The sequence below is a fragment of the Pseudomonas sp. St386 genome (genome assembly GCF_018325865.1).
Taxonomy (GTDB): Bacteria; Pseudomonadota; Gammaproteobacteria; order Pseudomonadales; family Pseudomonadaceae; genus Aquipseudomonas; species Aquipseudomonas brassicacearum.
The window spans coordinates 5,764,998-5,781,033 of record NZ_AP021900.1; the positions used below are offsets into that span (position 1 = coordinate 5,764,998).

12 protein-coding genes are annotated in these 16,036 nt (G+C 60.7%); 11 read left to right on the forward strand and 1 reads right to left on the reverse strand.

The window, feature by feature from the left end; all coding sequences use genetic code 11:
- The first annotated feature begins 50 nt into the window (after positions 1-50).
- From KI235_RS25510 to ggt, 10 genes are all read left to right on the forward strand, one after another.
- Entirely contained in the window at positions 51-1,064 is a 1,014-nt protein-coding gene (locus KI235_RS25510; protein WP_039013968.1) for an iron ABC transporter substrate-binding protein, read from the forward strand.
- On the forward strand, positions 1,065-2,654 hold the full coding sequence (locus KI235_RS25515) for an iron ABC transporter permease (protein ID WP_039013972.1): 1,590 nt from the start codon (positions 1,065-1,067) through the stop codon (positions 2,652-2,654).
- Positions 2,651-3,679 (forward strand): ABC transporter ATP-binding protein, encoded by a 1,029-nt coding sequence (locus tag KI235_RS25520; RefSeq protein WP_039013974.1) that lies wholly within the window; start codon positions 2,651-2,653, stop codon positions 3,677-3,679. Before KI235_RS25515 ends, KI235_RS25520 begins: the two co-directional genes overlap by 4 nt.
- A gap of 87 nt (positions 3,680-3,766) precedes the next feature.
- Positions 3,767-4,531 carry a membrane protein gene (locus KI235_RS25525; protein WP_039013976.1) on the forward strand — a complete coding sequence of 255 codons (765 nt, stop codon included), beginning with the start codon at positions 3,767-3,769 and terminating at the stop codon, positions 4,529-4,531.
- Positions 4,532-4,547: 16 nt separating this feature from the next.
- Positions 4,548-4,976 carry a hypothetical protein gene (locus KI235_RS25530; RefSeq protein ID WP_039013977.1) on the forward strand — a complete coding sequence of 143 codons (429 nt, stop codon included), beginning with the start codon at positions 4,548-4,550 and terminating at the stop codon, positions 4,974-4,976.
- A gap of 64 nt (positions 4,977-5,040) precedes the next feature.
- A complete protein-coding gene (locus KI235_RS25535; RefSeq protein WP_039014027.1) occupies positions 5,041-5,706 on the forward strand; it encodes a response regulator transcription factor in 666 nt (221 codons plus the stop codon).
- Positions 5,682-7,070, forward strand: a complete 1,389-nt coding sequence (locus KI235_RS25540; RefSeq protein WP_043042859.1) for an ATP-binding protein — start codon at positions 5,682-5,684, stop codon at positions 7,068-7,070. Before KI235_RS25535 ends, KI235_RS25540 begins: the two co-directional genes overlap by 25 nt.
- A 462-nt stretch (positions 7,071-7,532) precedes the next feature.
- Complete coding sequence (locus KI235_RS25545; protein WP_039013978.1) at positions 7,533-7,715, forward strand: DUF3606 domain-containing protein; 183 nt, start codon at positions 7,533-7,535, stop codon at positions 7,713-7,715.
- 232 nt (positions 7,716-7,947) lie between these two features.
- Positions 7,948-9,885 (forward strand): LTA synthase family protein, encoded by a 1,938-nt coding sequence (locus KI235_RS25550; protein ID WP_039013979.1) that lies wholly within the window; start codon positions 7,948-7,950, stop codon positions 9,883-9,885.
- A 1,167-nt stretch (positions 9,886-11,052) separates the two neighbouring features.
- Entirely contained in the window at positions 11,053-12,909 is a 1,857-nt protein-coding gene (ggt, locus tag KI235_RS25555; protein WP_049798036.1) for a gamma-glutamyltransferase, read from the forward strand.
- A gap of 171 nt (positions 12,910-13,080) precedes the next feature.
- On the opposite strand, the gene KI235_RS30650 is transcribed toward ggt, so the two are convergent.
- Positions 13,081-14,397, reverse strand: a complete 1,317-nt coding sequence (locus KI235_RS30650; protein WP_003205574.1) for a PAS domain-containing methyl-accepting chemotaxis protein — start codon at positions 14,395-14,397, stop codon at positions 13,081-13,083.
- Between the two features lie 214 nt (positions 14,398-14,611).
- Here KI235_RS30650 and KI235_RS25565 point away from each other — a divergent pair, with 214 nt between their 5' ends.
- Positions 14,612-16,030 carry a TIGR00366 family protein gene (locus KI235_RS25565; protein ID WP_003205576.1) on the forward strand — a complete coding sequence of 473 codons (1,419 nt, stop codon included), beginning with the start codon at positions 14,612-14,614 and terminating at the stop codon, positions 16,028-16,030.
- Positions 16,031-16,036: the final 6 nt, after the last annotated feature.

Below are 16,036 nucleotides of genomic sequence, written 5' to 3' on the forward strand. Positions count from 1 at the left end.
ACCACCCACAGGCTTCCCGTGTACCCATAAAAAACCGGAGCATTCAACGTATGGCTTCCCGTCTACCGCCTTTCCTCACTAAAGTCCTTATCGCCACTGCATTGGTCGGCGCCGGGCAGGTGTATGCCGCCGAAACGGCCGGCATTGTGGTGTACAACGCCCAGCACGAAAGCCTGACCAAGGCCTGGGTTGAAGGCTTCACCCAGGAAACCGGGATTCCGGTCACCATCCGTAACGGCGATGACACCGAGATGGGCAACCAGATCGTGCAGGAAGGCGCCGCCTCCCCGGCCGATGTGTTCCTCACCGAAAACTCCCCGGCCATCGTGCTGGTAGACAATGCCGGGCTGTTCGCGCCGGTCGCGCCGACCACCCTGCAACAGGTAGACGCCGCGTACCGCCCGGCCCATGGCAAGTGGCTGGGCATTGCCGCGCGCTCCACGGTGTTTGTGTACAACCCCAGCAAGGTCAAAGAAGCCGACTTGCCCAAATCCTTGATGGACCTGGCCTCGGCCAACTGGAAAGGCCTCTGGGCCGCCTCGCCGGCCGGTGCCGACTTCCAGGCCATCGTCGCCGCCGTGCTGGAACTCAAGGGCGAAGCCGCCACCCTCGACTGGCTCAAGGCGATGAAAGCCAATGCGACCATCTACCGTGGCAACAGCGCCGTGCTTAAGGCCGTCAACGCCGGCCAGGTCGACAGCGGCGTGATCTACCACTACTACAGCTTTGTCGACCAGTCCAAGACCGGCGAAAACAGCAAGAACACCCAACTGCACTATTTCAAGCACCAGGACCCTGGCGCGTTTGTGAGCATCTCCGGTGCTGGGGTACTGGCTTCCAGCAAACATAAAGAAGAAGCCCAGGCGTTTTTGAAATGGATCACCGGCAAAGACGGCCAGGCCATCCTCAAGGACGGCAATTCGTTCGAATACGCCGTGGGGCAGGGCGCGCAATCCAACCCCAGGCTGACCCCGCTGGCACAGCTGGACGCGCCGAAAGTCAATGCCTCCAAGCTCAACAGCAAAAAAGCGGTGGAGTTGATGACCCAGGCCGGGCTGCTCTGAATGTTGCCTGAGGCTGCGGCCCAGGCGCTGACGGCGCCCGCGCAACGCCGCGTTCAGGGCCTGTTCAAAGGCCGTGGGGGCAGGTGGGGCACGAGTTTGTCGGTGCTGGTGTCGCTGTTGGCACTGCTGCCGATTGCGTTTGTGATCGGCGTGTCCTGGCAAATCGGCTGGGCACAGATCGAAGCGCTGGTGTGGCGCCCGCGTGTGGGTGAGCTGTTGGTCAACACCGTGCTGCTGGTGGTGATCACCCTGCCCCTGTGCATGCTGCTGGGTATTGCGCTGGCGTGGCTGACCGAGCGCACCGACCTGCCGGGGCGGCGGCTGTGGTCGCTATTGGCAGTCGCGCCGCTGGCGGTGCCGGCGTTTGTGCACAGTTACGCGTGGGTGAGCCTGGTGCCTTCGATACACGGCTTGCCGGCCGGCGTGCTGGTGTCGGTGATTGCCTATTTCCCGTTTATGTACTTGCCGGTGGCGGCGACCCTGCGCCGGCTGGACCCTGCGATTGAAGATGTAGCCGAGTCCCTGGGCCTCAAGCCGTGGGCGGTGTTCTGGCGCGCGGTGTTGCCGCAGTTGCGCCTGGCGATCTGCGGCGGTGCGCTGCTTGTGGGTCTGCATCTGCTGGCCGAGTACGGCCTGTACGCGATGATCCGTTTTGACACCTTCACCACCGCGATCTTCGATCAGTTTAAATCCACCTTCAATGGCCCGGCGGCAGATATGCTCGCGGCGGTGCTGGCCCTGTGTTGCCTGGCGATGCTCACTGCCGAGTCCGCCGCACGCGGCCACGCCCGCTATGCGCGGGTCGGCTCCGGCAGCGCCCGCGAGCAGCGAATCGTGCGCCTGAGCCCGCGCACCACCCTGCTCGCCCTGGGCCTGCAAAGCCTCACCTGCGCGCTGGCCCTGGGCGTTCCGCTGGTGACCCTTGGCCAATGGTTGATCGCCGGCGGCCGCGAGGTCTGGCGCTTCAACGAATTACTGCCGGCGCTGGAGCAAACCGTATTGCTGGGAGTGGCCGGCGCGGTGCTGACCACCTGCGCGGCGGTGCCGATTGCGTGGCTGTCGATCCGTGCGCCGGGGCGCTTGCAGCGCATTCTGGAGGGTTGCAACTACATCACCAGTTCGTTGCCGGGCATCGTGGTGGCGCTGGCCTTGGTCACGGTGACCATACACTTCGCCCGGCCGATCTACCAAACCACTATTACCGTGCTGCTCGCCTACCTGTTGATGTTCCTGCCACGGGCCCTGGTGAGCCTGCGCGCAGGCATCGCCCAGGCGCCGGTGGAGCTGGAAAACATGGCCCGCAGCCTCGGCCGCTCGCCGGGCCGCGCCCTGTGGCTGATCACCCTGCGCCTGGCCGCGCCCGCCGCGGCTGCCGGGGCAGCGCTGGTGTTCCTGGCCATCGCCAACGAGCTGACTGCCACCTTGCTGCTCGCGCCCAATGGCACGCGCACCCTGGCCACCGGCTTCTGGGCGATGACCAGCGAGATCGACTACGCCGCCGCCGCGCCTTACGCGCTGACAATGATCCTGTTGTCACTGCCGTTGACCGGCCTCCTCTACCACCAATCCAAACGCACGGCAGGCCGATGAACGCCCTTGAACTCCACGCCCTCTGCAAATCCTTCGGCAGCCAGCGCGCCTTGGCCGACGTTAGCCTGTCGGTGCCCACCGGCGGGCGCACGGTAATCGTCGGGCCCTCCGGCTCCGGCAAGACCACCTTGTTGCGCATGATCGCCGGGTTTGAATTCCCCGACAGCGGCAGCCTCACACTCAACGGCCAGGTCCTAGTGGACGCCACCCACGCCGTGCCGGCCCATCAGCGCCAGATCGGCTATGTGCCGCAGGATGGCGCACTGTTTCCGCACATGACTGTGGCCGACAACATCGGCTTCGGCCTGGCGACCAAGGGCGAGGCGCACCATAGCCGCATCGCCGAGCTGATGGACAGCGTGGCCCTCGACGCCAATATGGCGCGGCGCTGGCCCCATGAACTGTCCGGTGGGCAACAGCAACGGGTGGCGCTGGCCCGCGCTCTGGCGCAACAGCCACGCCTGATGCTGCTGGACGAGCCCTTTTCGGCGCTGGACACCGGCTTGCGCTCGGCCATGCGCAAGATGGTCGCGCGGCTGCTGAGCGATGCCGGCATCACCACCATTCTGGTGACCCATGATCAGGCGGAAGCACTATCATTTGCCGACCAATTGACGGTGATGCGCCAGGGCCGCCTGGTGCAGTCGGGCCACCCGATGGAGATGTACCAGTACCCGGCCGATGAGCAGACCGCGCTGTTTCTCGGGGATGCGGTGGTGCTGCCCGCGCGTATCCAGGCCGGCTGGGCCGACTGCGACCTGGGGCGGATCCAGACCAACAGCCCGCTGAGCCACGGCACGGCGCGGATCATGCTGCGCCCTGAGCAGGTACAACTCAGTGCCTCCGGTTGTCCTGGCGTGGTGACCGAGCGCGAGTTCGGCGGCAACACCTGCACGCTGACCGTGGCGTTGCACGCTGACCCGAGCCATACGATCCTGGTGCGCAGCGCCGGCCTGCTGGCGCCACCGGCCGGCAGCGCGGTGCACCTGTCTACCACGGGCACCGCCCACGTGCTGTTTGGATAAAAAACCCGGTCCTCAGTCTCAGCTAAGTCTCGTGCGGTACCTTCTCCCTTGCGCCAACCACCGCGCGGTCACGGAGAGGTAACCCCGATGAATGCCCCAGCAGCCCGTTGGCTGAACAAAGTACCCCAGGTGACGCTGTCATTCTGGGTGATCAAGGTACTGTCCACCACCGTGGGCGAAACCGGCGCGGATTACCTCGCCGTGGATGCCGGTTTCGGCGCCGGCCCCACCAGCCTCGGCATGGCCGCGTTGCTGGGGCTCGCGCTGTTCGGCCAGCTGCGCACCAAGGCCTACACGCCGTGGATCTACTGGCTGACCGTGGTGCTGGTGAGCATCGTCGGCACGCAGATCACCGATATCCTCACCGATAAACTCGACGTCAGCCTGTATGCCAGCACGGTGATTTTCTCGGTGCTGCTCGCGCTCAACTTTATGCTCTGGTACCGCACCGAGCGTAGCCTGTCGATCCGCGACATCGTCACCCCACGGCGCGAATGGTTCTACTGGACCACGGTGCTCTGCACCTTCGCCCTGGGCACTGCCGCGGGCGACCTGGCCACCGAGGCACTGGGCCTGGGTTTCACCCTCGGCGCGGTGATTTTTGCCGGCCTGATCGGCGTTGCCCTGCTGGCCTGGCGCCTGGGCGTCAACAGCGTGCTGACCTTCTGGGTCGCCTACATCCTCACCCGCCCATTCGGTGCTTCGCTGGGCGACCTGCTCACCCAGGCCAAGACTTATGGCGGCCTGGGCATGGGGGCCAGCTGGACCAGCGCGCTGTTCCTGTTCGTCATCGTTCTGCTGGTGGCCGTGGCGCAATTCAGCCTCGGCAACCGCAAACCCCTTACTCATTGAATCCAAGGACATCACCATGCTTAACCTCAGAAACATGATCCGTCACGTCGCGATTATTTCCGCCATCGGCCTGCTGAGCATCGCCACTGGCTGCTCGAAACCTACCGATAAACCCAAGGACGCAGCCAGTGCCGGCTCAAGCAGCAGCCAGCGCCAGGCCTCGAAACTAGGGGACCTGTCGGAGTTCCGCAACATTGCCGTGGACGTGTCGGCCCTAGTCTCCAAGCACGACCTAGCCGGCGCCAAAGCCCGCATCAAGGACCTGGAAAGCAGCTGGGACAGCGCCGAAGCAGGGATCAAACCGCGTGCCGCCAGCGACTGGCACGTGCTGGATAAAGCAATCGACCGGGCGCTCTCGGCATTGCGTGACAACAGCCCGAACCAGGCCGACTGCCAGGCCGCGGTGGACGACCTGCTCAAGGCCTTCGATTCGATGAAAGGCTGACAACATGCTTCACTACACACGCGGCGACTTCCTCGCCACGTTTGCGTTGGCGCTGGAGAGCAAGATGCGGATTCTACTAGTCGAAGACGACCCCATGATTGGCGACGCCATCCAGCGCGCGCTCAGCGATGCGAGTTATGCCGCCGACTGGGTCAAAAACGGCCTTACGGGCCTGGCCGCCCTCGACACCCACCCCTACGACCTGGTGCTGCTGGACCTGGGCCTGCCCGGCAAGGACGGCCTCGACGTGCTGGACTGCATCCGCGCGCGCAACAACCTCGTGCCCCTGCTGATCATCACCGCCCGCGACAACCTCGATGACCGCCTGCGCGGCCTGGACGGCGGCGCCGACGATTACCTGCTCAAACCCTTCGACATCGCCGAACTGCTGGCACGCATTCGCGCCGTGCTGCGCCGCAAGGGTGGAGCCGCCCAGTCGGTACTGGGCAATGGCGTGGTGACCCTGGACCTACTGAGCAAACACGCGAGCACCGACGAACAGCGCGAGGTGGCGTTGTCCAGCCGCGAATTTGCCCTGCTGCAAGCGTTGCTGATCCGCCCAGGAGCGATCCTTTCGCGCAGTGAGTTGGAAGACCGCCTGTATGGCTGGGGCAATGAAGTGGAGAGCAACGCCATCGAGTTCCTGATTCACGCCTTGCGGCGCAAGTTGGGCACCCACGTGATAAAGAATGTCAGGGGCATGGGATGGATGGTTTCAAAAAGCGTTTGAGTGAGTCGGTGCAACTGCGGCTGTCGGTGACCCTGTGCCTGGCGATCCTGCTGGTGGCGTTGGCGGCCAGCGTATTTGCGTTTGTCTCGGCGTTTGAAGAAACCCACGAACAACAGGACGCCACCTTGCGCCAGGTGGCGATGTTGTTCGACCGCCAGCACATGACCCTGCAGTACCCGCAAGGCCCGGCCCTGGCCGGCGACGACGAAGAAACCCGGGTGATCATCCAACGCCTGAGCGACAGCCCGCACGCCACGGGCACCACCGATGAAGCCCTGCCCCTGCCCTTTCCCGCCGGCCTGGCCGATGGCTTGTCCACGGTTGAGGTGGCCGGTGAAGCCTTTCGCGTGCTGGTGCACACCACCGCCGGTGGCGAGCACATCGCTGTGGCCCAGGAGTCCGACGCCCGCGACAAGGATGCCCGTGAAGCCGCCTGGCGCAGTTTGTTGCCGTTCCTGATCCTGTTCCCCGTGCTGTTGCTGGTAGTCGGCGACCTGGTGCGCAAGCTGTTTCGCCCGATTGGGGTGCTGGCGGCCGAGATCGACCAACGCGCCGAGCAAGAATTGCACCCCATCGAGGAGCAGCACCTGCCCACCGAAGTGCGCCCGTTTGTGGTGGCGATCAATCGCCTGCTGGCGCGCGTCGCGCAGTCCATGGACAGCCAGCGGCGCTTTGTCGCCGATGCCGCCCATGAGCTGCGCTCGCCCATGACGGCCTTGGCGTTGCAGGCCGATCGGCTAGCCGCCACCGAGATGTCGCCCATGAGCCGCGAGCGTTTTGTGCCGCTGTCCCGGGGCATCGCGCGTGGGCGCCAGCTGATTGACCAACTGCTGAGTCTCGCGGCAGCACAGTCAACCTCGGAGCGGGTGCACACCCGCCTGTCGGTGCATGCCGTGTACCGCCAGGTCCTTGAAGACCTGCTGCCGCTGGCCGAACGCAAGCAGCTCGATATCGGCGTGGACGGCGCTCAGGACGTGCACGTAACCTTCAACGCGATGGACCTGCTCACCCTGGTGAAAAACCTGGTGGACAATGCCATTCGCTATACCCCGGAGGGCGGGCGCATAGACCTCTCGGTGACCCAGATCCCAGGCGCCGTACTGCTGCACATCAAGGATTCCGGCCCCGGTATTGCCACAGAGGAACAGGCGCGGGTGTTCGACCCGTTCTACCGCAGCCTGGGCACAGACGAGGCCGGCTCCGGGCTGGGCCTGTCGATCGTCAAGGCGATTGCCGAGCGCAGCGGCGCACGGGTGCAGTTGTCGTTCAGCGATACCCTAGCCCAGCGTGGCCTGTGTGTGACGGTTTGGCTGCAAGCGCTGAAAGCACCTGCGCCGAATAAAGACAATCACCACCTTTTTTGACTTTTTTACCAACATCCGCCCTGGAGCGGCCTTATCAGCCCTATAGACGGCCGACAATGAAACACTCTGATGCCATGGACGACGCGCTCCTCACCCAAGCCCCAACACTTAATGCCAGTGTAGAGGGGCTTGGTTACCGCAACCTTAAAAAAGACCCCACACCTGGTTCAAGTGTAGGGGCCTTTTGAACATAAGCGCCGTTCTACTCAATGACTGTCAAAGGCCGCAATCGGCCAAAGGCTGGCGCTCGGGACAGGCAGCTCTCGGCCAATAGCTGTATGTCAAGCGTCCTCAACAGTGATTTTTGAGCGACGCACCAGCTCCAGCTTTTTACGCCAGCGCGGCCGGATGAACATTGCTACCTAAGTAGTTTCCGGCAGTGTACGCAACTGAGAAATTAGGCAAGATCTGTTGGAACCGACTAACCTGGATCCAGATCTTCCCCGCGCAAAGGAGAACCTGATGAAGAAGCCAAAAAATATTAGCGGCAACAACGCAATAATAATCAATGCAACGGATAGCATGGAGCTCAAGTACTGGGCTAAGAAGTTTGGTTGCTCGAGAGATCAGATCCGATTAGCTGTCAAAGAGGCAGGTAATTCTCTAGCCGCAGTCGAGCGACATCTTGGACTTGTAATGTGCTGATGCTGCAGCGATACGCCAAGTCGAATGGCCGAATGTAGACTCCTCGCAATTGCAACGGAGACCAGCAATCCGCTTTCACGAAATTTTGCTAATGCATCGGATAGGTTCAATTCCCCCTCAAATGGGTCGTAACTCAGCGCATTCGGAGACAGGAATGTCCTAATGCGTATGACCTGCCCATCCATCGGCACAACAATTCCAGTCTGGAGGGGAGCACAACAAGGAGTTTTTAATGCATTTGCCCGCTTCAGCCCCGCTGCGTTTCCTACTGATGATCTCCGGCCTTTGGCTAGTGATTTTTTTCCTCACCCGCCTTGTGTTATTCGCCACTCACCTTTCAGAGGCGGGTACTGCATTTGCGTCGATCTTTGGTATCGGTATTTTATACGACCTAGGCTTTTTACTATATGCCGCACTACCCATTGGCCTGTATGTGCTGCTGTGCCCGCCGTCGCTGTGGCGTGCACGTGGGCATTGCTGGTTTTTACAGGGGCTACTGACCCTCAGCGTTTTCGTCATGCTATTTACTGCGGTGGCTGAGTGGCTATTTTGGGACGAGTTCGGCGTACGCTTCAATTTTATTGCCGTGGATTATTTGGTGTACTCCGACGAAGTGTTGAACAACATTCTGGAGTCCTACCCAATCGGCAAATTGCTTAGCGGGCTGGCGCTGCTCGCGGTTGTCATTTGTATTGCTCTGCACAAACCTCTGCAGCGGGTGATTGGTGCGCCGTTGCCGTCCTGGCGCCAACGCCTGCTCAGTATCGCAGTGATTTTCGCTCTGAGTGCTGTCGTTCTGTTGGTCGTTGACCAAGACACTCCACGTGGTAAGGGTGGCAACACCTATCAGCATGAGCTGGCCAGCAATGGTCCCTACCAGTTCTTTGCCGCATTTCGCAATAACGAGCTGGATTACGATACGTTCTACGGCACGTTGCCGAATGACGTAGTTGGCAAGAACATCCACCAAGAGTTGGCGGAAGGCGACGTGCGGTTCATCGGTAAGGATCCGCTCGATATCCGTCGAATCGTGCCCCAGAACGATAAGCCCCAGCGACATAATATTATTTTGGTGACTATCGAAAGCTTCAGCGCCAAGTACATGGGCAGCAATGGGAACCCTGGCAACCTGACGCCTAATCTCGACCAATTGCGTAAAGAGAGCCTGTACTTCAACAATTTCTATGCCACTGGCACCAGGACGGATCGCGGCTTGGAAGCTATTACATTGTCTATCCCGCCGACGCCGGGACGCTCTATTGTCAAACGGGTTGGCCGTGAAAGTGGTTTCGCCAGCTTGGGCCAACAGCTGAATCACGTCGGTTACGACAGCGTGTTTGTGTATGGTGGCCGTGGCTACTTTGACAACATGAATGCGTTCTTCAGCGGAAATGGTTATCGGGTCGTCGATCAAAGCAGTGTCGATGAAGCTGAGATCCATTTCAAAAATGCCTGGGGTATGGCTGATGAAGATCTTTACCAGCAAACACTGAAGCTGGCGGACCAGAATTTTGCCAAACAGACACCTTTCCTGCTGCAACTGATGACCACCTCCAACCATCGTCCATACACTTACCCTGAAGGCAGGATCGACATTGCATCCGGTGACGGACGTGACGGCGCTGTGAAATATACCGACTATGCAATCGGCAGGTTTCTTGAAGCAGCCCGAAAGAAAGCTTGGTTCGACGACACTATCTTCGTCTTCGTCGCTGACCACACCGCTGGCAGCGCGGGCAAGGAAGACCTTCCGATTCGCAACTACCAGATCCCTTTGTTCATCTATGCGCCCAAGCTCATTCCGGCGCGTGAAGAAAATCAACTGGCCAGTCAGATTGACTTGGCTCCAACCCTGCTCGGGCTGTTGAAACTTAACTACGAGTCGACATTCTTCGGTCGTAACTTGCTTCTGCCTTCTACCTTGCCACCCCGCGTATTGGTAGGCAATTATCAGCATCTTGGTCTATTCGATGGTAGGGATCTGGCTATTCTCAGCCCACGAGCGATTTTTCGACGCCACGATGACGCTCTGGGCAAAAGCCATGAAGTGACGGTTCAGTTCGACGACCCGCTAGTGACACGTGCGATTACCTATTACCAGGCTGCGAGCTATGGTTTCACCCATCACTTATTGAGCTGGGACGGCAGCGTAAACACTGCTAAGCAATAACTCACCTCCGGTGATCCCCGTTCGCAGCCATCGTGGAAAATGATCCAGTGCATGGATTCGGCAGGCTTGGGGCGACCCGCTTGCCATGCAAGGCATGCGGCGGGTCTATGTCAATGGTGGGAAGGTGGTGCAATCATTACTGCGCGTTGGATTGGGTGATCTCCACCGTTCCCCTACTGAGGGCACGCCCTGCCCTCGATCATCAACCGAAACCTTGGATGGTTTTGCTGGAGGGTCGGAAAGGAGCTCCAGAATAATCTGCGTCCGCTGGCTGCTTCTAGCAACCGTCCGAGCAACACACCTTCCTGACACCGTCGCTTGAGGCGATGGTGTCCACCTAAATGACTAGTTTTGGCCGTTTTCTGCTAGTCACCACCTTCAGCTTTTTATCAAGCGTAACCCGTGTCCTGACAGTGGCAGGAAGATCCCCCCTGATCATAGATGAGAGCAAGGGTGTGAATTGATTACAAGCGACGGACCAGAGCATGGCTATCTCGTGAGGTATTCGAATTGGTATTCCAATAGAAATAAAAAAGACTGTTAGCGACTCATCAATAGTATAGGAGGCCAATTCAGATTACTCCGGCTGGCCGCAATGTCACTCCAATAGGTCGCCGGCTCATTGGATTACGATAAAACTCATAATCCATGCAGCATAGCAACAGAGTGGCGAATGCCGCACTTGCCCCTACTTGTCTGCGCTCTTCAGGCCAAGTCCCTGTACATGGGAAGGCTCCGCATTCCCATGTACAGGGGCTCACTTGTAAAGGCAGCAAACGGTTAAACGTCCAATCCAGATTGGCAGTTTTTGATGGATCAGCCCGAGGTCGCGATCTCGTTGCGTCAAGACGAGTGGCATCATGCCAAGCTCAGATATGAGGGAAGAACATTCGTTCACCCCCTCGCGGTATGTATGCCTATGTGTATGCCTAACTGACCGGAAATTAAAAAAATATATTAAATACAAAAAGTTATGATTGTGGTTCAAATGGCTGTGTACCACCAAGTACTAAAAACGGCCTATCGAAAGATAGGCCGTTTTTTTATGCCTCGAGAAAAGTGCCTGTCCTCTCAGGATTTGGTTGCCCCCCTGTGGCGAGAGGCCTTGTTGATTTGCGCCACACGCCTCGCATCGCTACAGTCGATCTCCATACCCCTGGCCCACGGATGGAGCGACACGTGCTTATAGATCTGAAACCAAACCTTCATCGTCTTTCAGCCGTTTCGTTGCTGGCTGTCGCGCTAACGCTTAGCGCCTGCAAGGCCCCGCCCTCCTCCTCCGCCACACCGGCATTGCCCGCTCCGCCGGAAATCACCTCAGGCTACCGCACCGATGTGCAGACCCGTTACGCCGACAAGCACATGGCGGCCGCGGCCAACCCGTTGGCGGCCGAGGCCGGGCGGGAGATGTTGCGACGTGGCGGCTCGGCCATCGACGCGGCGATTGCGATGCAAGCGGTACTGACGCTGGTGGAGCCGCAATCTTCAGGCATCGGCGGCGGCGCGTTCATTGTGCTGTGGGATGGCGAGGCCGTGCGCACCTACGACGGTCGCGAAACGGCACCGGCTGGCGCCACCGAAAGACTTTTCCTGCAAGCCGACGGCAAACCCATGCCGTTTACCGCCGCTCAGATCGGCGGCCGCTCCGTGGGTACGCCGGGGGTGCTGCGCGCCCTGGAACTGGCCCATCGCAAACACGGGCGCCTGAAATGGGCGACACTGTTCGAGCCGGCCATCGCGCTGGCAGAGCAGGGTTTTGCAATCTCGCCCAGGCTGCATTCGTTGATCGCGACCGATCCGTCCCTGCCGGGCTCGCCGGATATGGCCGCCTACTTCCTGAACGCCGATGGCAGCCCGAAAGCCGTCGGTACGACACTGAAGAATCCAGCCTTGGCCGGCGTGCTCAAGCGCATCGCCAAAGAAGGCCCGGATGCGTTGTACAAAGGGCCGGTGGCCGAGGAGATGGTCGCCAAGGTGCGAGGTCACGCCAATCCCGGCAGCCTTTCGCTCAATGACCTCCAGGGCTACGCCGCCCGAGAGCGCGCGCCGTTGTGCTCCGACTACAAGCGCTGGCAAGTGTGCGGCATGGCCCCCCCTTCTTCTGGCGGGATCGCCTTGGCGCAGATCCTCGGGACATTGCAGGCCCTGGAACAACGCGACAGCCACAATGCCCTCGCGCCGTTGAAACCACTCAAGACCGAAAAACCCGCCGGCCTCGAGCCCGCGCCCGAGGCGGCGCACTTGATCGCTGAAGCGGAACGCCTGGCCTACGCTGACCGCGCCCAGTACGTCGCCGACTCGGATTTTGTTCCCGTGCCGGTCAAAGGCCTGGTCGACCCGGGCTATCTGGCCAGCCGCGCAGGCCTGATCGGCGCACGCAGCATGGGCGTCGCCAAGCCCGGGACACCGCCGGGCATTCAAGTGGCCTATGCGCCGGACCGTTCGCCACTGCGCATTTCCACCTCGCAAGTGGTGGCGGTGGATGACCAGGGCGGTGCAGTGTCCATGACCACCACGGTGGAATCGGCGTTTGGCTCGCACTTGATGGTCCAGGGTTTCATGCTCAACAACCAGATGACTGACTTCTCGTTCATCCCTGAAGAAAACGGGCAAAAAGTCGCCAACCGCGTCGAACCCGGCAAACGCCCGCGCTCGTCCATGGCGCCGACGCTGATCTTCGATCGTCAAAGTGGTGAGCTGCTGGCCGCTGTTGGTTCACCGGGCGGCTCGCAAATTATCGAATACGTCGCCAAGTCAGTGATTGGCCTGCTCGACTGGAACCTGGACCCGCAAACCGCCATCAACTTCCCCAACTTCGGCAGCCGCAACGGCCCCACCGAACTGGAAAAGGGGCAGTTCAGCCCGACGCTGATCCAGGCGCTGAAAGACAAAGGCCATGCGGTAAGCGAGATCGACATGAACAGCGGCACCCAGGCGATCGTCCGGGTGCGTGATGCACAAGGGAAAACGTCGCTGGCCGGCGGCGCGGACCCGCGGCGCGAAGGTGCCGCGCTGGGGGATTGAGCGCTCGCCGATCAGGTTGAGTCAGCGTGCAAGGATGTTGAATGTGTGGCCGCCATCGCGAGCAAGCTCGCTCCCACAGGAGGTGGCGGCGAACACAATATCAAGGCTATTCAGGGAGAACTGTGGGAGCGAGCCTGCTCGCGATGACGGCGGCTCGCTCAGCAGTTTTCCTCAGGTCGATAGCTGGTTGGCAAACTGGCTCACCGCATCGACCACCTTCTTCGCCCCGTCCTGGATCTCGACGATCACCGTGCCCGCCTCGGCGGCCAGGGCCAGGCCGTGCTCGGCCTGGTGCTGACCGTCGGTCATCAGGGCCACGGCATTGCGGGCCATGTCCTGGTTCTGGCGGACCACGCCAACGATTTCATCGGTCGCCTGGCTGGTGCGCGATGCCAGTTGTCGCACTTCATCGGCCACCACCGCAAAACCGCGACCTTGCTCGCCGGCCCGGGCCGCTTCGATCGCGGCGTTGAGCGCCAGCAGGTTGGTTTGTTCGGCGATGCCGCTGATGGTCTTGACGATGGTACCAATCACCAGGGATTGCTCGTTCAACGCCTCGATGCCTTCACCAGCGGTTTGCATGTGCCGGGCCAGGTCGCGCATCACCTCCACGGCCTGGGTCACCACCGTCGTGCCGCGCTGGGCGGTGTTGTCGGTCTGCAGCGAGGTGCTGTAGGCGATGCTGGCCGCATCAGCGACGGCTTTTTCCTGGTTGACCTGGTCGGTGATGTTGGTGGCGAACTTGACCACTTTGTACAGTCGATCGTTGGCATCGACCACCGGGTTGTAGGAGGCTTCCAGCCAGACCTCACGACCGTTGCTGTCGAGACGCTTGAAGCGGCCGGCCACGAATTCACCGCTGTTCAGGCGTTTCCAGAACTGCTGGTAGGCCGCACTGTTGTATTCCTCGGGTTCACAAAACGTGCGGTGATGCTTGCCCTTGATCTGCGCAAGGCTGTAACCCATGGCATTGAGGAAACGATCATTGGCCGTCAGCACGTGACCACCCAAATCGAATTCGATCACCGCCGTTGAACGCACCAACGCACCGATGAGGTTTTCATGCTCGCGAGAGGCCTCGATGGTGCGGGTCAGGTCATTGGAATACATCGAAAAATAGCGGATCCGCCCGTCTGCACCCCGTACAGGCTGGAGGATCGAACGCAGCCAGGCTTCCTGGCCATTGCCTCGCAGCAGGCGCACGGCACCGGAAAAGTGCTCGCCACGGGTCAGCGCCGACTTGAAACGAACCTGGAACTCATTGGATTTCAAATACGCAGGGACCAGTTCATCCACAGGCCGGCCGATCAAGTCCTGGCTCTTGTAGCGCATCTCGTCGAGGAAATTCTGATTGACCGATTGAATCCGTCCATCGGCATCCAGGGTGAGGCCAAGCATTTCGCGATCCAGGCTTTCCTTGACTTGCGCAAGGCTGGACAGTTCTTGGCGAAGAGCCAGCAGCTCCTGCTTCAGGCGGTTGTTGAACATGGGTAGCTCCGACAGCAGGAGAATTAAATGCTGTTCCCTAGCCATCGGCCCGGCGATTTTTTTCTAAAGAGCACCACGAGCCCCTGGTGAAAATATTCCAGGACGCCCTCGAACCCGATAAGCCTCCCATGGTCACTGGATTGTTCTACTGTTGCGCCTGACCTTTGAAGCCTTTGCCATCAATACCCATAACCATAAAAACGAGGTAATTGCCGTGACCACCGACATCGAAGACAGCCGTTCCGCCCGCTTCGCCTTGCGCTGTTCCAGTTTCGCCGAGCGCTGGTTCCCCGACTCCTGGGTCTTCGCCGCGCTGGCGGTGCTGGTGGTCGCCGTGGCGACACAATTCATCGGCGCCACGCCCACGGCGGCAGCCATGGCGTTCGGCGACGGCTTCTGGAGCCTGATCCCGTTCACCATGCAAATGGCCTTCGTGGTGATCGGCGGATACGTGGTCGCCAGCTCGCCACCGGCCGTCAAATTGATTGACCGCCTGGCACGGATTCCGACCAACGGCCGCTCCGCTGTGGCGTGGGTGGCGCTGATCTCCATGGTCGCGTCGTTGCTCAACTGGGGCCTGTCGTTGGTGTTTGGCGGTTTGCTGGTGCGCGCCCTTGCCCGGCGCACCGACTTGAAAATGGACTATCGCGCCGCCGGGGCCGCTGCTTACCTGGGCCTGGGCGCAGTGTGGGCCCTGGGCTTGTCTTCGTCGGCAGCGCAATTGCAGGCCAACCCGGCCAGCCTGCCGCCCTCGATCCTGTCCATTACCGGCGTCATTCCCTTTACCCAAACCATTTTTCTCTGGCAGTCCGGGGTCATGTTGCTGGCGCTGATCGTGATTTCCCTGATCGTCGCCTACGCCACCGCCCCCGGGCCGAACAGCGCCCGTGACGCCGCAGCTTGTGGTATCGACCCCAGTTTCAGCATGCCGGCGTTGCAGCCGCGTACCCGCCCAGGAGAATGGCTGGAGCACAGTCCGCTGCTGATCATCGCCCTGGTGCTGTTGGCGGCCGGCTGGCTGTTCCACGAGTTCTCGACCAAGCCTGCGATCAGTGCCATTTCCGGGCTCAACACTTATAACTTCCTGTTCATCATGCTGGGCGCCTTGCTGCACTGGCGGCCGCGCAGCTTTCTCGACGCCGTGGCTCGCGCGGTGCCGACCACCACCGGCGTGTTGATCCAGTTTCCGTTGTACGGCTCGATCGCCGCGCTGCTGACCACGGTCAAAGGCAGCGATGCCCAGACCCTGGCCCACCACATCTCGACCTTTTTCGTACAAATCGCCTCCCATGACACCTACGCCTTGTTGATGGGCGTCTATTCGGCGGTACTGGGCTTCTTCATTCCTTCTGGCGGCGGCAAGTGGATCATTGAAGCGCCCTACGTCATGCAGGTGGCCAACGACCTGAACTATCACCTGGGCTGGGCGGTGCAAATCTATAACGCCGCCGAAGCGCTGCCGAACCTTATCAACCCGTTCTACATGCTGCCGTTGCTCGGGGTCCTGGGGCTGAAGGCCAGGGACCTGATCGGTTTTTCCTTCGTGCAGCTGCTGGTGCATACGCCGTTGGTGCTGGCGCTGCTATGGGCGCTGGGGACAACATTGAGTTATTTGCCGCCAGTGATGCCATAAAGCCAT